The sequence below is a fragment of the Flavobacterium sp. AK-301 genome (assembly GCF_058310215.1).
In genome coordinates this window covers 403,773-426,720 of record NZ_JBZEES010000002.1, presented here as the reverse complement: position 1 = coordinate 426,720, position 22,948 = coordinate 403,773, and the positions used below count along the sequence as shown (strand labels likewise).

General features: G+C 32.9%; 22 protein-coding genes. 11 read left to right on the top strand and 11 right to left on the bottom strand.

Annotated elements, in window-relative coordinates:
• The first annotated feature begins 3 nt into the window (after positions 1-3).
• The 6 genes from AC4FQX_RS05410 to AC4FQX_RS05385 all read left to right on the top strand — a co-directional run bounded on the left by AC4FQX_RS05410 (position 4) and on the right by AC4FQX_RS05385 (position 5,925).
• Positions 4-1,914: a heavy metal translocating P-type ATPase gene (locus AC4FQX_RS05410; protein ID WP_491166656.1), complete on the top strand. Its 1,911-nt coding sequence runs from the start codon at positions 4-6 to the stop codon at positions 1,912-1,914.
• Between the two features lie 174 nt (positions 1,915-2,088).
• Entirely contained in the window at positions 2,089-2,295 is a 207-nt protein-coding gene (locus AC4FQX_RS05405; protein WP_491166655.1) for a hypothetical protein, read from the top strand.
• Positions 2,296-2,604: 309 nt separating this feature from the next.
• Positions 2,605-2,808 carry a hypothetical protein gene (locus AC4FQX_RS05400; RefSeq protein ID WP_491166654.1) on the top strand — a complete coding sequence of 68 codons (204 nt, stop codon included), beginning with the start codon at positions 2,605-2,607 and terminating at the stop codon, positions 2,806-2,808.
• A gap of 166 nt (positions 2,809-2,974) precedes the next feature.
• Positions 2,975-3,721 (top strand): M15 family metallopeptidase, encoded by a 747-nt coding sequence (locus AC4FQX_RS05395; protein WP_491166653.1) that lies wholly within the window; start codon positions 2,975-2,977, stop codon positions 3,719-3,721.
• A gap of 482 nt (positions 3,722-4,203) precedes the next feature.
• A complete protein-coding gene (locus AC4FQX_RS05390) occupies positions 4,204-4,974 on the top strand; it encodes a hypothetical protein (protein WP_491166652.1) in 771 nt (256 codons plus the stop codon).
• 171 nt (positions 4,975-5,145) lie between these two features.
• Positions 5,146-5,925, top strand: a complete 780-nt coding sequence (locus tag AC4FQX_RS05385) for a hypothetical protein (protein WP_491166651.1) — start codon at positions 5,146-5,148, stop codon at positions 5,923-5,925.
• 228 nt (positions 5,926-6,153) lie between these two features.
• On the opposite strand, the gene AC4FQX_RS05380 is transcribed toward AC4FQX_RS05385, so the two are convergent.
• From AC4FQX_RS05380 to tsaD, 10 genes are all read right to left on the bottom strand, one after another.
• Entirely contained in the window at positions 6,154-6,804 is a 651-nt protein-coding gene (locus tag AC4FQX_RS05380) for a uracil-DNA glycosylase (protein ID WP_491166650.1), read from the bottom strand.
• A 55-nt stretch (positions 6,805-6,859) separates the two neighbouring features.
• A complete protein-coding gene (locus AC4FQX_RS05375; protein WP_491166649.1) occupies positions 6,860-6,988 on the bottom strand; it encodes a hypothetical protein in 129 nt (42 codons plus the stop codon).
• Positions 6,975-7,112, bottom strand: coding sequence for a hypothetical protein (locus AC4FQX_RS05370; protein ID WP_491166648.1), 138 nt, complete (start codon positions 7,110-7,112; stop codon positions 6,975-6,977). The genes AC4FQX_RS05375 and AC4FQX_RS05370 overlap by 14 nt, the downstream gene beginning before the upstream one ends.
• Entirely contained in the window at positions 7,112-8,290 is a 1,179-nt protein-coding gene (locus AC4FQX_RS05365) for a THUMP-like domain-containing protein (protein ID WP_491166647.1), read from the bottom strand. Before AC4FQX_RS05365 ends, AC4FQX_RS05370 begins: the two co-directional genes overlap by 1 nt.
• A 2-nt stretch (positions 8,291-8,292) precedes the next feature.
• Positions 8,293-9,384: an AI-2E family transporter gene (locus AC4FQX_RS05360; RefSeq protein ID WP_491166646.1), complete on the bottom strand. Its 1,092-nt coding sequence runs from the start codon at positions 9,382-9,384 to the stop codon at positions 8,293-8,295.
• A 282-nt stretch (positions 9,385-9,666) separates the two neighbouring features.
• Positions 9,667-10,623, bottom strand: a complete 957-nt coding sequence (locus AC4FQX_RS05355) for a zinc metalloprotease (RefSeq protein WP_491166645.1) — start codon at positions 10,621-10,623, stop codon at positions 9,667-9,669.
• Between the two features lie 414 nt (positions 10,624-11,037).
• On the bottom strand, positions 11,038-11,547 hold the full coding sequence (locus AC4FQX_RS05350; RefSeq protein ID WP_491166644.1) for a TrmH family RNA methyltransferase: 510 nt from the start codon (positions 11,545-11,547) through the stop codon (positions 11,038-11,040).
• Between the two features lie 9 nt (positions 11,548-11,556).
• Complete coding sequence (locus tag AC4FQX_RS05345; protein ID WP_491166643.1) at positions 11,557-12,198, bottom strand: DUF4159 domain-containing protein; 642 nt, start codon at positions 12,196-12,198, stop codon at positions 11,557-11,559.
• A gap of 20 nt (positions 12,199-12,218) precedes the next feature.
• Entirely contained in the window at positions 12,219-12,926 is a 708-nt protein-coding gene (locus AC4FQX_RS05340) for a 16S rRNA (uracil(1498)-N(3))-methyltransferase (RefSeq protein ID WP_491166642.1), read from the bottom strand.
• Positions 12,927-13,011: 85 nt separating this feature from the next.
• On the bottom strand, positions 13,012-14,034 hold the full coding sequence (gene tsaD / locus AC4FQX_RS05335; protein WP_491166641.1) for a tRNA (adenosine(37)-N6)-threonylcarbamoyltransferase complex transferase subunit TsaD: 1,023 nt from the start codon (positions 14,032-14,034) through the stop codon (positions 13,012-13,014).
• Between the two features lie 106 nt (positions 14,035-14,140).
• Here tsaD and AC4FQX_RS05330 point away from each other — a divergent pair, with 106 nt between their 5' ends.
• The 5 genes from AC4FQX_RS05330 (at position 14,141) to AC4FQX_RS05310 (ending at position 22,390) form a co-directional block, all read left to right on the top strand.
• Positions 14,141-18,625, top strand: a complete 4,485-nt coding sequence (locus AC4FQX_RS05330; RefSeq protein WP_491166640.1) for a translocation/assembly module TamB domain-containing protein — start codon at positions 14,141-14,143, stop codon at positions 18,623-18,625.
• Between the two features lie 438 nt (positions 18,626-19,063).
• A complete protein-coding gene (gene pfkA / locus AC4FQX_RS05325; RefSeq protein WP_491166639.1) occupies positions 19,064-20,050 on the top strand; it encodes a 6-phosphofructokinase in 987 nt (328 codons plus the stop codon).
• Between the two features lie 45 nt (positions 20,051-20,095).
• Positions 20,096-21,097 (top strand): type I glyceraldehyde-3-phosphate dehydrogenase, encoded by a 1,002-nt coding sequence (gene gap / locus AC4FQX_RS05320; protein WP_491166638.1) that lies wholly within the window; start codon positions 20,096-20,098, stop codon positions 21,095-21,097.
• A gap of 59 nt (positions 21,098-21,156) precedes the next feature.
• Entirely contained in the window at positions 21,157-22,008 is an 852-nt protein-coding gene (locus AC4FQX_RS05315; RefSeq protein ID WP_491166637.1) for an N-acetylglucosamine kinase, read from the top strand.
• A gap of 7 nt (positions 22,009-22,015) precedes the next feature.
• Complete coding sequence (locus AC4FQX_RS05310) at positions 22,016-22,390, top strand: methylglyoxal synthase (RefSeq protein ID WP_491166636.1); 375 nt, start codon at positions 22,016-22,018, stop codon at positions 22,388-22,390.
• Here the strand turns inward: AC4FQX_RS05310 and AC4FQX_RS05305 are convergent.
• Positions 22,371-22,751, bottom strand: coding sequence for a RidA family protein (locus AC4FQX_RS05305; RefSeq protein ID WP_491166635.1), 381 nt, complete (start codon positions 22,749-22,751; stop codon positions 22,371-22,373). The genes AC4FQX_RS05310 and AC4FQX_RS05305 overlap by 20 nt on opposite strands.
• Between the last annotated feature and the right edge of the window lie 197 nt (positions 22,752-22,948).

Sequence of the window (22,948 nt, the reverse complement as noted above, 5' to 3'; positions counted from 1 at the left end):
AATATGTCAGAACATTGTCATTCAGGTCATTGTGGGGAAGGCTCTCAACAGACTTTTTTTCAAAATTATAAAGAATGGTTTCCTGTTACACTAAGTTTTGTGTTATTCATAGCAGGAATTCTGTTCGATCAGTTCGATACATCCTTTTTTCAGGGAACAATACGATTTATCTGGTATCTGGTATCTTTTCTGTTAGTAGGAGGGCCTGTAATTCTTCAGGCTTTAAAAAGTATAATTAAAGGACAGGTCTTTAATGAATTTTTACTGATGTCGATTGCAACAGTAGGTGCTTTTCTGATTAAAGAATATCCTGAAGGGGTTGCTGTTATGTTGTTCTATACTGTAGGAGAACTAGTTCAGGAAGCCGCTGTAAATCGTTCCAGACGAAATATCAAAGCTCTTTTGGATGTTCGTCCGGATACAGTAAGTGTACTTCGAAATAATATGATCCAAACTGTAAAAGCAGAAACAGTTAACCCTGGAGAAATTATTCAGGCAAAAGCCGGTGAAAAGATCGCTCTGGATGGCATTTTATTATCTGAATCCGGAAGTTTTAATACAGCAGCTTTAACAGGGGAAAGTAAACCGGATACTAAACGAAAAGGAGAAACCGTATTGGCGGGAATGATTAATCTTCAGTCTGTTGTTGATGTCGAGGTAACTAGTTATTACACAGATAGTAAATTGTCAAAAATTTTAGAAATGGTACAGGAAGCGACCAGTCGTAAATCTAAAACACAGCAGTTCATTACCCGATTTGCAGCAATTTATACTCCAATAGTAGTAGTATTAGCTGTATTACTGTGTTTAGTTCCTTATTTCATAGTAGAAGAGTATTTGTTTAGAGACTGGTTGTACCGAGCTCTGGTCTTTCTGGTAATTTCCTGTCCTTGTGCTTTAGTGATTTCTATTCCGTTAGGATATTTTGGAGGGATAGGAGCTGCTAGTAAAAACGGTATTTTGTTTAAAGGAGCTACTTTTCTGGATATTATGGCATCTGTCCGAACTGTTGTAATGGACAAGACCGGCACACTGACAAAAGGAGTATTTAAGGTCCAGAAGGTGGTTGCTGTAGATATTGCTGAAGAAGATATGATAAAATATACAGCCGCTCTGGAAACAAAATCCACACACCCTGTAGGAACTGCAATTATCGAATATGCAAAAGGAACTGAAAAAACCGTGGTCATAACTGATGTAAAAGAAATTGCAGGTCACGGACTAACAGGAAAAGTGGATGGAAACTTGATTGCTGTAGGAAATATCAAATTAATGAAAAAACTAGAAATTGATTATGATAGAGAAATTGAAAAAATTCCATTTACCATTATAATAACAGCTCTGAACAATAAGTATATAGGATATTTTCTGATAGCCGATGAAATAAAAGAAGATGCTGAAGAAGCTATTAAAAAACTTCATTTGTTAAATATAAAAACAGTGATGCTTTCCGGCGATAAACAAGCTGTTGTAACCGCTGTTGCAAAACAGTTGAATATAGATGAAGCTTATGGTGATTTGTTGCCTGAAAATAAAGTAGAAAAAGTAGAATATCTGAAGCAGAAAGGATTAAAACTAGCCTTTGTAGGAGATGGAGTGAATGATGCTCCTGTAATTGCGTTAGCTGATGCCGGAATTGCTATGGGAGGACTAGGAAGTGATGCTACAATTGAAACAGCTGATATTGTAATTCAGAATGATCAGCCTTCTAAGATATTCACAGCAATAAATATTGGAAAGAAGACAAAACAGATTGTATGGCAGAATATTATTCTTGCATTTGTAGTAAAAATAGTTGTATTGGTTCTGGGAGCAGGAGGAATTGCAACAATGTGGGAAGCTGTTTTTGCAGATGTAGGAGTTGCTTTACTAGCTATTTTTAATGCTGTCAGAATTCAGAGAATGAAATTCTGAAATTAAAAACGTATCAAATACTACTGATTACATTATCAAGAGTATTTGATACGATCTTTCGTGTTTTTTTAATGTTTTTCTGAATACTATTGTTTATTTTTAGGATATTATGTATAATTGTAACAGGTTCAGCGATATTATAAAAAGCGCTATATAATTTAATTATTTAAATGAATGGATAATAATACAATAGAAAAAAAAAAAATTTATAATAAAGAAATTCTTAATGCTTTAAAAGAGTACTATGGTTTTTCACTGGATTATATACGAAAGTCATTATCAGGAAATCGTAAAAGTATTATGGCTGAAAAACTAAAAACTGATTATGAATTATTAGAAGCTAAATTAACTGCTGTTTTAGAGAATTATAAAAATAAATAATAAAAAAGAATTTAAAAACGAGACAGAATTAATTTTAATTTTAATTTTAATTCTTTTATATAAATATTCATAAACTTTAAAAGTAATATTTCTAAGCTCTTTAATGTAATAAAACATTAAAGAGCTTTTTATATAATCAATTGATTATCAATATTTTAAAATAATAATCATTTTAAAATAGTAAATTTCAGTATCTTTATTTTGAAGACGTGGAAATATTTACTTTCTTTGTGAATCATTTAGTGATACAAAAATTGAATATATTAAAACTATTTAGTTATTTTAAAACAGTTTATAGATAATCAGGAGATGACAAAAATTATAGAGAAAAGAGATAAATACAACAGAGAGATACTTAAAGCATTAAAAGAGCGTTATGGTTTCTCTTTAGACTATATACGAAAATCGTTGCGTGGAGATCGTACCAGTATTATGTCCGAAAAATTAAAAAAAGAATATAAAATGTTAGAGTCAAGACTGAACTTTATACTCGAGACTTATAAAAATAAATAGAGTTTATTAATAGTCTTATTTACTATTATTTTTAAAAGTGCCTGCCTCTAATTAGTATTTTTGTTTTTATAAGTTATTTTTGCCGACTAATAGTGTCTTTTGCTTTCTGTTTAACAAAAAATATTTTACAAAAAAGGTATCTTTATACCTATTGACAAAACTGTTTATGAATTTTAGATTACCCATTATTATTTTAGTTATAGTATTAACCATTTTCTCCTGCAAAAAAGAAGTAGAAGAATCTCAGGAAATACCTGTTGAAGAGATTGAAACAGAAGAAGAAGAAGAAGAAGAACCCGTTATTCCGTATGTAAAAGAAGAAATAGCGCTGGAAGAAGAAACATTACTTAATATAGCTGACTATAATGATACTGTTTTTGTAAAACTAAGTGCATTCAGTAAAGATTTTCTTTTTGATCTGAAATATGCAACAGAAGATAATTTTTTTAAAACGAAATTTTATGATTGTCCTGAATGTTATTTGAGAGCTAAAACAGTAAGAGCATTGCTTAAAGCCAATGAAGATTTTATGCTTCTGAGCTATAGAATTAAAATTTTTGATTGCTACAGACCTTTAGATATTCAAAAAAAAATGTGGGAAATACTACCACGGACTAATTATGTAGCAAGTCCCATGAGAGGTTCTATACACAATAGAGGAGGAGCAGTTGATTTAACTTTAGTCGATGATGTGGGAAATGAACTGGATATGGGAACTTCGTTTGATTTTTTTGGACCCGAAGGGCACCATAATTACAAAGATTTTCCAGAAGATATTTTAGCATACAGAGAAATATTGAAAGAAATAATGCAAAAACATAATTTCAGAGCTATTAATTCAGAATGGTGGCATTATAATCTGAAAGGAGCAATCAATGATTCCATTTCTAATTTTAAATGGGAGTGCGAATAGATTTTTTAATATTTTTTGTTGACTATTGAATATAATTATAACAAAATTATTAATAGAATACTTTTTTTGCTACAGTATTTTTTAAAATTTACATTTTATAACATATAATATATAACATTAAAATCATAATATGCTCTAAAATAGTCATTTACAGATACTACCGACTCCTTATGACTCTATTTTTATTTGTTTATTTGTTGTTTATTTCGTTTTTTTGCACTATAATTTACACATATAAGGTGTTTTTTGAGGTAATAAAGAAGAAGGAAGGTGTATGAAGCTAGCGGATGTATTAATTATTAGTCCAAAAAGAACTCAATCAATGTTAATTTCTCTAGGTATAGTAAGTCTTATAATACTATACTGTTATTATATAATATCGCAAAGTTTCTACAACCTCTTTTTTCTACCTATATAACAATTCTTATAAACTGTATTTTTAAGTAAAAAAGTAATTTATTTCACATTATAAATTTATAATTATGAATCCAATACCCCTATTAACAAAAATAATTTTACCATCATTATTATTATCTGTAGTTTTTGTACATGCACAAAAAACAGGAATAAATACAAAAGACCCTCAGGCTACTTTACATGTTGAAGGCGATATGATTATAAAGAATACACCTCTGGAAACATCAGAATCAAAAGTTCTTGTAGTAAATAATGCCGGTAAAATAGGGACAGCTCCCAGTATACCTGCAAAAATACTTTTTATTCAGTCAGAAAAGGACCAAGAATATGCCGAAAATTCTGCTGAAGCAACAGATTTTAATAAAGGAAATCCGCGTATTGTAGAATGGGGTGTAGAAGATATTATAACCAACAATATTGTAAATTTTAATACGACATCATATACTTTTATATTTAAAGAAGAGGGTGTATATGAGGTTAGTGGTTATATAAATTATGTACCCGGAGCAACACAGTCATTAACATATACTAGAATCAGAGAGGAAAGTGCAGTAGGTGTAAATGTTACTATACAATATCTTGAAGCTTCTACAGATGTCTGGAAAGATTTTGCTACTTCAAGATTTTTATTTAATGGTTCAACTGTGGGAAGAACTGCTGCCTCTATAATTGTTCCTCCTTCTATAAGGAGATTTAATAAAGGGGATGCGATTCGAATGATTTTTAAAAGACCTACTTCTGATTTTGGATTACCACACGCTACAGCTTCAGTTTTCGGAGTATCAAGACCCGGTGGGGCAGTGTTTTCAAAAGGGATGAAAATAATAGCGTATTAATCTGTAAAATAGATAATTATAATACAAAATAAATGTTTTTGAAGTGTTTTTAAATAAAAAAAACAAAGACGCCTCTTAATGACTCTATTTTTTTATTCATGAACTGTTTTTTTTTTCTTTTTTTGCATTCCGAAATAAAAAATATTTTTATTTTATTAAAATCTAAATTTGATGTATTCAATATCACTATTAAAAAAAATAATTTTTCTACTACCATTGTATGTAATTTCTGTTTATGCACAAAAAACAGGAATAAACACAATTGATCCTCAGGCTACCTTACATGTTAAAGGGAACATGATTTTAGAGGATGCACCTTTGGGAATACCAGATTCAAAAGTTCTTGTTATAGATGAAGTCGGAAAAATAGGAGCAACTCTTAGGATTCCTTCAAAAGCATTATTTGCTCAGTCAGTTGTAGCTCAAAAATATCAGCCAAACGGTACTGAAGCAACGGATTTTAATAAAGGGAATGTGCGTCTTGTAGAATGGAAGAATTCGGATATTATGACAAATAATATAGTAAGTTATAACTATGAGTTGCCGGGTATTATAAGTGGTTTTGTTCTAAAAGAGGGTGGCGTATATGAAGTTAGCGGTTTTGTTAATTATCAGGCCGGAGCAACTATACCTACAACATATTCAGCAGATTTTGACAAATTTGGAGTAGCTGTAAATATTATTATACAATATAAAGAAGTTTCTACAGATAAATGGATAGATTTTGCTGCTTCAAGATTTTTAACATTTTCGATAGGCGTAGGGGCATATACCAGTACTGTAGTAGTTCCTGCTGCTGTAAAAAGTTTTAATAAAGGAGATGAAATTCGAATGATTTTTAAAAAACCAGCTTCTAGTTTTGGATTACCACACGGTACATCTTTTGAGTTTGGAATATCTCGACCTGGTGGATCAAGGTTTTCAAAAGGAATAAAAATAATGGCCTATTGATCTGTAGTAGTGTTATGGATAGATTTTAGGATTGGAGAGTTAAACTATATTTTGTTTTTCTTATTCTTTTGCATTATAATATTATGAATAAAATATATCCTTAAAAGAAATTTTCTTTTAAGGATATATTTTTTAATTTCAGCAGGAAAAATATAATTTTAATTGCTTCTATATCTTTTTACCTCTGCAACTTTGCTCCTTAAACAAGCCTACGAACCTTTTTTAAGTTTACCACTGAATTGTTTTTTTTCCGGCTTCTTCCAGATAGGTGTTAATTTTACTGTAAGGTTTACTGCCAAAGAATCCCGCATGCGCAGAAAGTGGACTTGGGTGCACTCCGGTAATAATCTTATGAATCGGATTAGTAATTAAGGTCACTTTTTTCTTTGCATAAGCACCCCAGAGTAAAAACACAACGGGCTCATTTTTTTGATTTAACAAATTGATAATATGATTTGTAAACTCTTCCCATCCCTGATCACGATGTGAACCTGCGCTGGCTGCCTGAACCGTTAAAACTGTATTCAGCATTAATACACCTTGTTCCGCCCAGTCCGTTAAGTTCAGATTTGTTCTTTTTATACCTAAATCCGCTTCCAATTCTTTGAACATATTTCGTAAAGAAGGTGGAAATTTTGCTTCAGGAGAAACAACAGAAAAACTTAATCCATGGGCTTGGTGTGGTCCGTGATAAGGGTCTTGCCCCAGGATAACAACATTAGTTTCCTGATAGCCTGTTAAGGCAAATGCGTTATAGATCTCTGCTTTTGGTGGATAAACAGTACTGTTTTTATAGGCTTCCTTTACAAATTTTTGCAATTTAGGAAAATAAGGTTTTGTTTTTTCACTTTGTAATAATTCAATCCAGTCTGGTTTCATACTTATTATATTTAGGACTTTTCAGAAATAAAGGATTTCCGAAAAGTGTTTATTATTATTCAATACATTTAAAGAAATTAATAAAATAGCGTTCCGGTTCAAAAGTTTCGTCGATTACTTCAGATTTTAATTCTTTTTTTAAGATATAATCTACAGCTCCGCCACTATAATTAATTCGCATCATGGTATTGTGCTGTTTCCTTTAAACTTCCCAGAGAATCATTAACATTTACTTTATAATCATAGGAAGCCTGTGAGAATTCTGCAAAATGTAGCGATAAAAAGACGGTAAGCAATACATATTTCATTATTTTAATTTTGTGCAAATTAGTATTATTTTGGCAGAATTCAGGTCTGTTGTAAAAAAACAATAGTGATCCCCACCATCTTTTATTTTCCATTTTTTCCGAATATTTTCAACGCTGTCCGGAAAATTCCGGGTAGTAATATTAGCTTTTTTCCCTTCTAAGAACGTTTTTATTTCTTTTTTCTGATACGGAATAACCTGACAGATTTCAAATATCCTTCCGGGAAAATCGACTGGTTCATCCGTAGTATAAAGATGTGAGTGCCGGTGTAATTTATCCACTTTATAATAGACTCCAACAGCATCAAAAGCACCTGATTTCATAATGGCGCTATTCGGTTCATACAGATATTTTTTTGGAAGACTATAACTTACATTTGTAAGAACAGCAGGAGTAGCATTGAACGTTTCTATCCCTTCCTTTGTAATATTAATTGTTTTAATACTGTAGTCTTCATTATATCCTTTTGACAATTCCCATAACAGTTCCTTTACTTCATTATTGACTGCAACAATGTGGATACTTTTTACATACTGTAATTCACCAATACCTGAACTGATATCTAATATTGGGGCAGTTTTTATTAAAATATTGGAAGTATATTTAAAATAGAATTCCAGTAGTTTCGGAACATTGGGCAGGCAGTCTTTCAGCATGAATACTTTGCCTTTATGGTCATTTCTTCTTGAAGGATCAATATAAATCCAGTCCCAACAGCGGTTCAGTTCTTTCAGCAGGGCTGTACTGTCACCTGTAAGACATTCAACATTATTGACTTTCAGTTGTTTGAAGTTGTGCTGTACAATAGCCGAAAGTTCTTTATTAATCTCACAATGTACCAGATGCTTTACTTTTTTTGAAAAATAATAATCATCTACCCCAAAACCACCGGTAAGATCAATTAGCGATTCTCCTTCGATTAGATCCGCTTTATAAACAGCCGTTTGTTCCGAAGAGGTTTGTTCTACAGAAATTTTTCCCGGATAAATAATATTGTTAGCAGAGAACCAGGTAGGTAGTTTGTTTTTCGCCTTATTTCTTGCTGTGATCTGATTAATAATGTCAATCCAGTTACTGTCCGGAAAAGGGTTTTTTTGTAACGCTAACTTTGAAGTTTCTTTTTCCGTATTATCATTGATAAATTGTTGTATTTCAGGTTTTAAAAGAGAAGAAAACAAAATTATATATTTTTAGTTAGAATTTTTATTATAGTATTTTTTGGAAAGAATTCCTTGGCGACTACTTTAAAAGCAGTATAGATAGGAATAGCCAAAATCATTCCCAGTATCCCTGTAATATATCCACTAATCAGAATAACAAAAAAGATTTCTAGCGGGTGGGAGTTGATACTGTTTGAAAATATGATAGGTGAACTGATATTATTATCGATTAGTTGTACAATACAATATCCGATTAATACATATAGAGCAGTATAGATCATATCTGCCTGTGATTCTGCTCCAATATTTCCAAGCATCGTCAGAACACATACCAGTACGCTGGCAATTAAAGGACCGATATACGGGATAATATTCAGAATCGCTGATAAGAAAGCAATAATAAAAGCATTTTCAACGCCAAAAATAAGCAGTATGACCAGATACAGTAGAAACAGGATTGTTAATTGTATAATAAGTCCAATAAAGTAACGACTCAGCAGATGATTGGTTTTTTCTATAGAAATTAATATTTTTTCCTCATGTTCATCCGGTAATATCCTTTTAAAATTTCGGATAAACATTTCTTTATCCTTTAAAAAGAAAAAAGTACTGAACAGAACAGCTCCAATTCCGACACCCACATCACTTAATGTATTTAAAAGTGCATTCAGGAATACCGGAACAAAATTAAAATTTAGTTTAGAACTGATTTTTGAATCCATCAGTAGGTTTTCAGCATTAATATTATGTCCTGAAAAATAGTTGTTGATCTGGTCTAACAGATTCATAATATTTTTTTCCAGAGCAACAGTATTCAGTAAAGACAGGTTCTCTGCCTGAGTAATAATCAGTGGCACAAACATCATAATGAAACCAACCAGTATCAGTAATATAAGAACCAGTGTAACAATAATAGCTATAGTTCTGGGAAATTTGCACTTGCTGTTAAAGAACTTCACAAAAGGGTTAGCAATCAGAGTAACCACCAGAGCAATGAACAAATAGATAAATAAAGATTTTATCTCATAAAGAAAATAGATAATCAAACTTATAGCAAGTAAGGTAATAATGGCTCTTATTATTCCGTTGGAAATTACTTTTGAACTGAACATACGATATCCGGTTTAGATTTAAATTAAATATACAGCTTTTCGAAAGATAATAAAAAAACTGACTATTGTACAATAGTATGCTTTAAAAATAGATTTTTATATCTGCACCGTATTTTTGAAATACAGGCTTATTGATCAAACTCTTTCTGATGAATGGTAATTCAAAAAGGGACCGCCCAAATAAATTGGACAATCCCTTTTCATATTTTGTATCTAAAAATAATTCAAATTGATCACAGAATTCCATCTGATTTCATTTTTCTGAATTATTTTAATATAGGTTTACTGAGCAAAAGAATATCTTCCGCCTCCTGAAACAAAAGTAGCAAGCATTCTGTCTTTTTGTCCCACAGAGAACATATACATTCCCGCATCATCCACATAATCCATGTAATTCATGGTCATTTCCACAGGAGTTCCTGTACAGGTACTGTAATGAGGATAAGCAGGCACTCCGTAATTTGCAGTGTTGTGTAATGGTGTATCAGCAACCTGATCATTACCACAGGTAGCATCACCCCAAATGTGTCTTAGGTTTAGCCAGTGACCCACTTCATGTGTTGCGGTTCTTCCTTTGTTGAAAGGAGCAGCTGCTGTTCCTGTTCTTCCCGTTCCTGTGTTTAATAATACAACACCATCCGTAGCAGAACTACCTCCAGGGAACTGAGCATAGCCCAATACACCTCCTGAAAGCGTACCAACCCAGATATTCAGTTTAGTAGTAGGAGTAGTAGGGTTTAGACCTCCCTGAACCGTTTTCTTAATAGCATCATTAGTAGACCAGGAAGTTTTATTTGTTTGTTTACGATTTACTGCATCCAGTACAAATCGGATTCCGATATTTGCTTTTAAACCGGAGAATAAAGCAGGAACCAGACCGTAATCAGAGTTAGTAGCATTATAATCCTCATTAAGAACATCAATCTGTGATTGGATTTGAGCTAATGAGATGTTTTCAGCAGCTGTTCTGTAAAGGATATTAAATACTACAGGGATCTCAATAACACCGTTCACAAGGCGTTTGTTCTGAATAGCGCTTTCAGAAGCGGTTTCAATAGCCTGCATTCTTGAAGCTAAAGAAGGATCTGTTCTTAATTGTTCCTCAAGAACAGTCATTGTTGCACATTTTCTTGCAGTAGGGGTTGCCAAATCTACAGCCTCAGCTGTTGTTGTTGTTTCATCTTTGTTGCATGATGCAAGAGCAACAGCAATCATCATGAAAAGAGTGATTTTTTTCATAAATAAATAAGTTAAGTTTGTTAAAAAAATGGATTGGTTAAATATGTAACAATTTTATAACAATTATTTTAGATAAAAAAATTTATTATACAAAATGTTAAAAAAAATAAATCGCTGTTTATCTGTTATATAGCAAATACAGCTACTCACGTTTAGTTGATAGTTGATAATGGATAGTTGATAGTTTTTAGTTGATAATTGGGTTGTGTGGAAACGAAATGCTTTGGTAAAGTAAAAAGAGGGTATAGAAAATATCTTATACCAAATTAATTGATAGTTTGTGAGATGTAAAATGTTATTTGTAGTTCCGTTAACCAGCGGAGCTAACTTTAAACCTTAAACCAAAAAATTATTCATTATAACTAACTAATAACCGCCATCTAAAACTATCAACTATCCATTATCAACTATCAACTAACTAAGGAGATTTGTTATTTCATAAAGCGCAATACTTGTAGCCTGCACTACATTCATACTGCTGTTAGCACCATACATTGTGATATGTACTGTTTGATCTGCAATATGGAGAAATTCAGAGCTGATCCCGTTGATTTCACTGCCGATGATAAGTGCTATTTTCTGTTCTTTAGGAAGTTGTACTTTTTTGATATTTTTACTTTCATCTGTAATTTCCAACGCAATGCAATGCAGATTGTTTTGCTGTAAATGCGTGATTAGCTCTTTTTGTTTTTCAAATATCTGATACGGGATTAATTTATGAGTATTTCTGGAAGTTCGGTTTATTTTTCGATAATTGAACTGAACGGGATTGCCCAGAAATAAGATCTTTTCAACACCAAAGGCTTCTCCAATTCTGAAAATGGAACCTATATTATCCTGAAAATAGATACTGTCACAGACCAGTATGATTGGAAAAGTATGTTTTTCAAACGAGGTTTGTTGATGGCTGAGTTGTGTCTGCATCAGATTCAATCAATGGTTAAACACGTAGTTTATAATATTGGCACCCATTTTCAGTGCCTTTTCTCTAATTTCTTTTGGGTCGTTATGAACCTCTTCATCTTCCCATCCGTCACCCAGGTCACATTCATACGTATACAAACAAACCAACCTGCCTTCTATGATAATACCAAATGCCTGCGGGCGTTTATTATCATGTTCGTGAATTTTAGGTAAACCGGCAGGAAAGGAGTAAGGTCCCTGAAAAATAGGATGAGAAGCAGGAAGCTCAACAAAATCATTATTTGGGAATACCTTTTTCATTTCTTTTCGGATATACTGATCAATACCGTAATTATCATCAATATGTAGAAAACCACCCGAAACCAGGTAATTATGTAAGTTCTTAACATCATAATCATTAAAGAACACATTTCCATGTCCCGTTAAATGTACAAAAGGATAGGAGAACAAATCTGGGCTTCCCGGTTCTACTGTTGCCGGTTTAGGGGCTATTTTAGTATTGATATTCTGATTACAGAACCGGATCAGGTTAGGTAGAGAAGTAGGGTTGCCGTACCAGTCACCGCCACCATTATATTTTACCAGAGCAATTTCCTGTGAAATCATCGTAACAGAATAGCAGGAGAGTAGAATCAGGATTATTTTTTTCATAAGTAAAGTTCTGAATTTAACTATTTTTCATTAACAAAAACAATGCTGTGAACCGCTACAACCGCAGCTGTTTCAGTGCGCAAACGGGTATGTCCAAGTGATATCGGAATATAATTGTTGCTCAGCGCCTTTTGTATCTCTTTTCCTGAGAAATCGCCTTCCGGACCGATCAGTATTGTAATGTGTTGCTTTGGCTGCAGAATATTTTTTAAGGTTTTTTTATTTGTATCCTCACAATGTGCTATACATAGAATCCCTTCCCGGGGAGTTGCTGTGAATTCAGTGAATGTTACCGGTTGGTTCAGTTTTGGGAGATAACATTGCAAAGACTGTTTCATTGCTGACTGAATTATTTTATCAAAACGATCCGTCTTGATAATCTTTCGTTCTGAATGGTCGCAGATAATCGGTGTTATTTCCTGTATTCCCATTTCCGTTGCTTTTTCCAGAAACCATTCAAAACGATCGTTCATTTTTGTTGGAGCCACTGCTAAATGCAGATAATAAGGCGCAGGGGGTTTTTGTTCTCTGTTTGTGATCTTTACAGTACATTTTCGATCTGAAGCAACCATAACTTCTGTAGTGAATAATTCACCAGAGCCATTCGTTACATAAAGTACATCCCCGTCTTTTTTACGCAGTACCTTTACAATATGTTTACTTTCTTCCTTGTCAAAAGAAAATTCATTAAGATCAGCGTTGAGATCCGGATTATAAAATAACTGCATAATATTGTAAGTTTGATTTTTAATGTTTAAAAGTTTATTAGTATTGTTACCATTGTCATAAGATATATCTTAATAGATTCATGAATTAAAATTCAATCCGTGCTTTTGAAATTACAGAAGCAGCATCAAAATCATTATGTAAATATTTCTGATAGCCCACAATCCCTATCATAGCAGCATTATCCGTTGTATATTCAAATTTAGGAATAAATGTTTTCCAGCCGTATTTTTTTTCAGCTTCCTTGAGTGTTGTGCGAATCCCCGAATTAGCAGAAACACCACCACCAATAGCGATTTGAGTAATTCCTGTTTCTTTTATCGCTAATTTTAATTTATCCATTAATATAGAAACGATTGTATATTGTATAGAAGCACATATATCATTTAAGTTCTCTTCTACAAACTTTGGATTTAGTGTCGTTTGTTTCTGAACAAAATATAAAATAGCTGTTTTCAGTCCGCTAAAGCTGAAATCAAGTCCCGGAACCCTCGGTTTCGTAAAAGTATATGCCTTTGGGTTACCCAACTGAGCATGTTTATCGATTAGAGGACCACCGGGATAGGGAAGACCCAGTATTTTGGCACTTTTATCAAAGGCTTCGCCAACAGCATCGTCTGTTGTTTGACCAATGATGTCCATATCAAAAAAAGTATTAACTTTAACTATCTGAGTGTGCCCGCCGCTTATTGTCAGTGCCAGAAAAGGAAATTCCGGTTTATCGAATCCTTCTTCATCTATAAAATGCGCTAATATATGAGCCTGCATATGATTAACAGCCAGTAGAGGAATGTTCAGTGCTAATGCTAATGACTTGGCAAATGAGCTTCCCACAAGTAAAGATCCCATTAATCCGGGTCCTTGTGTAAAAGCTATGGCAGTTAACTGTTTTTTTTCGATATTTGCCTTACGTAAGGCCATTTCGACAACAGGGACAATATTTTGCTGGTGTGCTCTCGAAGCTAATTCCGGAACAACACCGCCGAATTCGTTATGAATACTCTGATTTGCTACCACATTTGACAGTATTTTGTCATTGTGAAGTACAGCAGCAGCAGTATCATCACATGAAGATTCGATAGCTAATAAAAAAACTGATGAGTTTCCCATAGAAGGGCAAAGATTTTGAATTATATTTGACAAATTTAAAACAATTAGGAGTATCAAAAAATTTAAAAAAATACTATTTCGTACAATAATAGGATTTATCCTGCTTTTGCTACTCTCAGGTATAGCCCTGACCTTACCTCCGGTACAAACTGCAATAGCACATTATGTTACTGAAAAACTTAATGAGAGTCTGAAAACAGACCTGAACATTGATCAGGTCGCCATATCCGTTTTTGGAGGTATAAAACTAAAAAAAGTACTGATAAAAGATCATCATAAAGATACTCTTATCTATGTTAACAGAATAAAGACTAATATACCTGATTTATTAACGCTGCGCAGAATACAGAGTTTTGCTACCGGGAAACTTGTTTTTGGAACATTACGAATAGACGGATTGTTTTTTAATCTGAAAACTTATAAAGGAGAAGATGAAGCGAATATTAATAAGTTTATAGAACTGTTCGATTCCGGAAAACCGCCTTCTAAAGATCCATTTATTTTAAAAGCAAAACATATCTATGTGACGAACAGTCATTTTTCTCTGATTAATGAAAATGCAGCTAATCCAAAAGCATTGGATTTAAAGAAAATGAATTCAGACCTTAAAGGTTTTAGCATTGTAGGAAGCGATATCGGAGCAGATATACAGAAACTATCCCTTTTAGATCACAGAGGTATTTTCATTGAAAATTTTAAAACAAAATTTAACCTTACAAAAGAAAGTATTCTGCTGAAAGAACTAGATGTCATAACCACTAATTCAGTATTAGCAGGTGATATAGCATTAACATTTAAAGAGGGCGATCTGGCTAATTTTACTGATAAAGTAAACGTAGATATAAAATTGGATACCGCTTCTGTATCTACTACAGATCTAAATTATTTTTATAATGAATTTGGTAAAAAGCAGCAATTAACGATCAATACACATGTAACAGGAACTCTGAACAATCTGTTATTGAATGATCTGGATCTGACCGATACTAATAATTCTATTATTAAAGGGCAGTTAAACTTTAAAAACTTATTCGGATCAGAAGATCAGTCTTTTTATATAAAAGGAGATTTGGATCATCTGTCCTCAAATTATAATACTATAAAAATACTGCTGCCAAGAGTTCTGGGTGAAAAACTCCCTGCTATATTGGAAAAACTGGGACAGTTTGATATTGTGGGCACAATCGAAATGACAAAGTCGACTATTGATGCGAATTTAGCAATGAATTCCGAAATAGGAGAAATGACCACAGACATGGTAATGACTAATATCAATAACATTGAAGATGCTACTTATAAAGGAAATATTACAGTAAATAACTTTGAAGCAGGGCATTTACTGGATCAGAAAGATTTAGGGCTGGTTAATCTGAATGTGGATGTTGACGGAAAAGGTTTTGATGAAAAACATGTGAACTCTATTATAAAAGGAACTGTTGAAAGCATAGTCTATAAAGGTTATGTATATGAAAATATTATTATAGACGGTAAACTAAAAAAGCCATATTTTGAAGGGCTGGTAAATATGAATGATGCTAATTTAAAAATGTCGTTTAACGGTTTACTGGATTTGACCCAGAGAGAGAGAAAATATGATTTTCATCTTCAAATTGATTATGCCGATCTGCATAAATTAAATCTTGTAGAAAAAGATTCTGTCTCTATTTTTAAAGGAGATCTGAAAATAAATATGGTAGGAAATACTTTTGAAGATCTTCATGGTACTTTTAATATTAGTAAAACATCCTATCAAAAAAACAATTATCATTATTATTTTGATGATTTTACTATTGAATCTGATTTTGATGAAAATAAAGTAAGAACAATATCCATTAATTCACCTGATATTATCGAAGGAAAAATTATAGGGAAGTATAAATATGAACAGTTACCTAAATTATTTGAGAATGCATTAGGTAGTTTATACACAAACTATTCTCCGTATAAAGTGCTTCCGGGACAGTTTCTGAAATTTAATTTTACAATCTACAATAAAATAATTGAAATTTTCTTTCCGGAAATATCATTAGGAAATAACACCTTTATCAGAGGATATGTTAATGCTGATAAAGGAGATTTTAAATTTGACTTCAGTTCACCGAATATTGAAGCTTTTCAGAATTATTTCAGTAATATCAATATAAAAATTGACAATAAAAATCCGCTATATAACGCTTATGTCGAAATGGACAGTGTTAGAACAAAACGTTATAAAATATCTGATTTTAGCTTAATTAATGTAACCGAAAATGATACGCTATTTATCAGATCAGAGTTTAACGGAGGAAATAAGAATGATGACCATTATGATCTGAATTTATTTCACACCATTAATGAAGATAAAAAATCAGTTGTAGGATTCCTGAAATCAGAGATCAATTTTAAGAATCATATTTGGTTCCTAAATGAAAAAGAAGATGACGGAAATAAGATTGTCTTCAATAAATCCTTAACAGATATTGAAATTGATAAGATCATAATGTCTCATGATAATCAGAATGTTGAATTATTCGGGATGATGAAAGATTCGACTTATAAGGATCTGAACCTTTCGTTTAGAGACGTAGATGTTGCTAAAATTACACCTTCAATAGACAGTTTGCATATTGATGGTAAACTGAACGGAAATATTAATTTCAAACAGAATAAGAATGTCTATCAGCCTACTTCATCTATAGAAATTAATGAACTGATGATTAATAAGGTTCTTTTAGGAGATTTGAAATTAGAAATTAAAGGAGAAGAATCATTAAGAAAGTTCAATATTAATACCTATCTGGTAAATGACAATTTTGAATCCTTCTCTGCCAGAGGAAATTTAGAGGTTGTAGACAGGCAAACTTTGTTAGCGCTGGACATTAAGTTTGATGAGTTTAAACTCGCTGCATTTGCTCCGTTAGGAGGAAGTATAATTTCTGATCTTCGCGGACTGGCAACCGGCAGAATCAGTTTTGAAGGAAATGTCAAGAAACCGGAGATCAACGGAAGGATTTATTTAAATCAGGCAGGGATGAAAATTCCATATTTGAATATTGATTATGATTTTGAGAAAAATGCAACAATTGATCTGACCAATAATCAGTTGTTGTTCAGGAATATTACAATGATCGATACAAAATATAAAACAGAAGGGAAACTAACGGGAAGTATTAAACATAAGAATTTTAGTAACTGGGAATTAGATCTGGGGATTAGCTCTTCAAGATTGTTAGTTCTGGATACTAAAGATTCCGATGATGCCGCTTATTATGGTATTGCCTATATAAAAGGGAATGCAACATTAAAAGGACCAACAAAGGCACTGGTAATTAAAGTAAATGCAAAATCTGAAAAAGGGACCAGTTTAAAAATACCTATAAATAATTCTGAAGCCGTAGGGAATAGTTCTTATATTCATTTTCTGTCGCCAAAAGAAAAATATAATCTGCAAAAAGGCATTGTACAGGAAGAAAAAGATTATGGCGGACTGGAACTGGAGTTCAACCTGGATATTACACCGGATGCAGAGGTAGAGATTCAGATCGACAAAAATACAGGACATGGTATTATAGGGAAAGGATTTGGTACTATATTACTGAATATTAATAGTGCCGGAAAATTTCAGATGTATGGTAATTTCCAAGCCTATGAAGGATTTTATAATTTTAAATTTGGAGGTTTGATAGACAAACGTTTTGCTGTGAAAAACGGTGGTTATATCAATTGGGAAGGTGATCCGCTTCGAGCCGTATTAAATATTCAGGCAGTTTATAAAACAGAAGCAAATCCGGCAGTTTTATTAGATAATCCTACATTTAACAGAAAAACCCCCGTTGAAGTGGTTATTAACCTGACCGGTAATCTGAGCAATCCGGATTCTGATTTTAATATCGAATTCCCGGGAGTAAGTTCTGTTATAAAATCAGAGATACAATATAAACTGGATAATAAAGACACTAGACAGACGCAGGCATTTTATTTATTGGCTTCCGGTAGTTTCCTGGGTGGAGACAATGCGGGATCAAGTGCTTTAACCGGTAGTTTGTTTGAAACAGCAAGTAGTTTGTTTGATGATATTTTCTCAGATAAAGACGGTAAATTTAAAGTAGGAGTAACTTATGCTCAGGGAACCAGAACACCAGGGAATGAAACAGACGGAAGGGTTGGAGTTAATATTTCTACACAACTAAATGATAATATAGCAATAAATGGTAAACTGGGAGTTCCGGTTGGGGGAGCAGAAGAATCCGTTGTTGTAGGAGACGTTGAGATATTACTTCGATTAAATGAAGACAGAAGTTTAAATGCGAGAGTCTTTAATAAAGAAAATGATATTAGTTACATTGGAGAAGGGATTGGTTATACTCAAGGTATAGGTGTTTCATATCAGACGGATTTTGATACTTTCAAAGAATTAATTAGAAAGATATTAAATAAGGCAGCGAAAAAAGAAAAAGAAGAGAAATCTAAAACGGATACAACTAATGATCTTCCAGATTCAGATTTACCTCCTGAATTTATCAAAATGATTGAGAAGAGAAATTCAGGGAACAGTTCTTCTCGTAATAACCCGAAGCATAATATAGAAAATGTTCCTGCAATAGAAGATTAAGATATTAATAAGTCGAAAGTTCAATGTCGAAAGCTTGAAAGTTAGCGGAGCGACTAAGGTTTTTATCCTACAAGGTTTTTTTTGACCTTGTAGGTATTTCAATCGTTTGGATCCCCCTGTTAATTGTTCTAAACCAAGAAATAAAAAAACATAGAATATATCTTATTTTTTGTATACAAATAAATCTTTCAATCATTATATCTTACTATCTTAGAATTTTTCAATAGCACTCATTATATCCTATAATCGATTTTCCAGAGCGTAAAGAAATCTTTTGATTATTAAATCTTTTTATCTGGTTCCGCCAACCTTAAACTTTAAACCCAAAAAAACTTATTAACGAAATCGATTGAAATCGATTTCATTTATCAAAATATCGCAGAAATAGGGTTAAAAGAGGTAGATATTGATTAAATTTACATAACAAAACATGAAATAATGTCTGATACAATAAAAAAAATTGGAGTCTTAACATCAGGAGGTGATGCCCCCGGAATGAATGCTGCTATTCGATCTGTAGTAAGAACATGTGCTTATCATAATATAGAATGTGTTGGTATTTATAGAGGGTATCAGGGGATGATAGAAGGAGATTTTAAAGAAATGGGACCTCGTACTGTAAATAATATTGTAAACAAAGGCGGTACAGTCTTAAAATCAGCCCGATCAAAAGATTTTATTACTCCCGAAGGAAGAAAAACAGCCCATAAATACTTAAGAAATGCCGGAGTAGATGCTTTAGTGGTTATTGGCGGAGACGGTAGTTTTACCGGTGCTTTGACTTTTAATAAAGAATTTGATTTCCCTATAATGGGAATCCCCGGAACGATAGATAATGATATTTTTGGGACCAGTCATACTTTAGGATATGATACCGCTTTAAACACCGTAGTAGAAGCAATAGATAAGATCAGAGACACAGCGAGTTCACACAACCGTTTATTCTTTGTGGAAGTAATGGGAAGAGATGCCGGGCATATTGCCTTAAATGCAGGTATTGGAGCAGGTGCAGAGGAGATATTGATACCGGAAGAAGATCTGGGTCTGGAAAGATTACTGGAATCTCTCAAGAAAAGTAAAGCTTCAGGTAAGTCATCCAGTATTGTTGTAATCGCTGAAGGAGATAAAATAGGTAAAAATGTTTTCGAATTAAAAGATTATGTAGAAGCAAATTTACCGGAATATGATGTCAGAGTATCTGTCTTAGGACATATGCAAAGAGGTGGTGCACCTTCTTGTTTTGACAGAGTGCTTGCCAGTCGTTTTGGTGTAAAAGCAGTTGAATCCCTGTTAGAAGGTAAATCCGGTTTTATGGTTGGATTACTAAATGACAAGATGTGTTTAACTCCATTAGAACAGGCAATAAAAGGGCATTCGGAAATTGATAGAGAATTATTGAGGGTGTCAGAAATAATGGCTACTTAAGAGTAGAATGATTAACAGAATAGTAAAATTAAATTAAGTAAAAAGATGTCAAAAGTAAAAATTGGAATAAACGGTTTCGGAAGAATTGGAAGAATTGTTTTCAGAGAGTCTTTTAACAGAGATAATGTTGAAGTAGTTGCGATTAATGATTTGTTGAATGTAGATCATTTAGCATATTTATTAAAATATGATTCAGTACACGGAAGATTTGCAGGAAAAGTAGAAGTAAAAGACGGAAAGCTTTTTGTAAATGATAAAGAGATCAGAGTAACAGCAGAAAAAGATCCTTCCGCTTTAAAATGGAATGAAGTAAATGTAGATGTTGTAGCAGAATGTACAGGAATCTTCACAACATTAGAAAAAGCACAGGCACATATTAACGGAGGAGCAAAAAAAGTAGTTATTTCTGCACCATCCGCAGACGCACCAATGTTTGTAATGGGAGTAAACCATGAAAAAGCAACTGCTAATGATACTATCGTTTCTAATGCTTCTTGTACAACGAACTGTTTAGCACCTCTTGTAAAAGTAATCAATGATAACTTTGGTATTGTTGAAGGCTTAATGACAACAGTTCATGCTACTACAGCAACTCAGTTAACGGTAGATGGTCCGTCTAAAAAAGATTTTAGAGGAGGCAGAGCCGCTTTGTTAAACATTATTCCTGCAAGTACAGGAGCTGCAAAAGCGGTGGGTAAAGTTATTCCGGAATTAAACGGAAAATTAACCGGTATGTCAATGCGTGTTCCGACTGCTGATGTATCCGCAGTGGATTTGACAGTAAAATTGGCTAAAGAAACTTCATATGCAGAAATTATGAGCGTTCTTAAAAAAGAATCAGAAACCTCTTTAAAAGGGATCTTAGGATATACAGAAGATGACGTCGTTTCTCAGGATTTCATCTCTGATCCAAGAACAAGTATTGTAGATGCAAAAGCAGGAATCGGTTTAAATTCTACTTTCTTCAAAATTATCTCTTGGTATGATAATGAATATGGTTATTCAAGCAAACTGATCGATCTGTCTGTTCATATCGCTCGTTTATAATATAATATCTATTTATAACTCCCCCGTTATTGAAAAATAGCGGGGTTTATTTTAAATTTATGGTTTTACTTGTTGATAGCGGTTCTACAAAAGCAGACTGGATCGCATTAGATGAAAATGGTAATAAATTATTTACATCCCAGACGTTGGGTCTCAACCCTGAAGTATTAGAAAAAGACGAAGTGGTCTCAAGACTTAATGACCGTTTTGATATTCTGCAAAACAGAAAAAATGTTTCTCATTTATATTTTTATGGTGCAGGATGCGGAACAGACAGAATGAAAAATGCTCTTGCAGCTATATTTGAAGAATTTTTTCCAAACGCAAAGGTTCTTGTAAGAGAAGATACCTATGCAGCAGTATATGCAACCAATTTACATAATGAGCCCGCTATTGTATCCATATTAGGAACAGGATCGAACTGTAGCTTCTTTGATGGAGAATTATTACATCAAAAAGTACAATCTTTAGGCTATATGGCAATGGATGATTGTAGCGGTAACCAGTTTGGCAAACAACTGATAAGAGCTTATTATTTCGGAAAAATGCCAAAAGATCTGGCAAATAATTTTGAAAAAGTACATGATCTGGATGCAGATGTTATTAAACACAGTCTGTATAAAGAACCAAATCCAAATGCTTACTTAGCCACTTTTGCAAAATTCCTGATTCAGCATAAAGAACATGAGTTTTGTCAAAAAATGATTTTGGAGAATATGCAGATTTTCGTAGATAATTATATTACACAATACGATAACTGCCGCGAAGTACCCGTTCATTTTGTAGGCTCTATCGCTTTTTATTTAAAAGAAGAACTTGATGTAATATTCAAAAAAAATGGATTAACTTTAGGAAATGTTTTAAGACGACCAATTGATGGTCTGATTGAATATCATAAAATTAATCATTAAAAAACATATGGAAATAGCTATAATTGCTCATGATGGAATGAAAGCTGACATGGTTCAGTTTTTAAACAAACATAAAGAGGATCTGATAGCCAGCAATATCCAGTTGATAGCTACCGGTACAACAGGCTTAAAAGCTGAAAATGCCGGATTTAAAGTACAGAAAATGCTTTCCGGACCATTGGGCGGAGATGCACAAATCGCCGCAAGAGTTGCCGAAGGCAAAACACAAATGGTTTTATTTTTTAAAGACCCTTTGGCAAATCATGCGCACGAAGTTGATATTAATATGCTAATCCGGGTTTGCGATGTACATAACGTACCATTAGCAACAAACCCTGCAACTGCAGAATTATTACTGAAAGCTATTTTACCGCTATCATAGATATTTCAACATTTACATTTTTAGGCAGACAAGCCACCTGAACCGTTTCTCTTGCAGGAGCGGTTTTTTCATTAAAATAAGCACCATACGCTGTGTTTATTTTAGCAAAGTCATTCATGTCACTAATGAATATTGTTGTTTTTACAACATCAGAAAAAGACATTTCAGCAGCATCAAGTACCGCTTTCATATTTTCCATAACCTGTTTGGTTTCTTTTTCAATAGTGTCTGTGACTAATTCTCCCGTAGCAGGATTTAATGCGATTTGACCGGAAGTATATAAGGTATCATTTACTAAAATAGCCTGATTATAAGGTCCTATAGGCGCAGGAGCCTTATCTGTAAGAATAATTTTTTTCATAAATTGGATTTAAATTAAAGTAATCAATATACTAAAAATAATAGAATCTGAGTAGCAGATTTCGATCTAAAATTACTTTACTATTTTATTTCAGTATTAATAAAGATTATTTATTTCAAAAATTTTAATAAGTTATTAGAAATGAGGATCTAAGATGTATTTGATAAAAAATAAGATAGTTTGCTTCTATACATTCT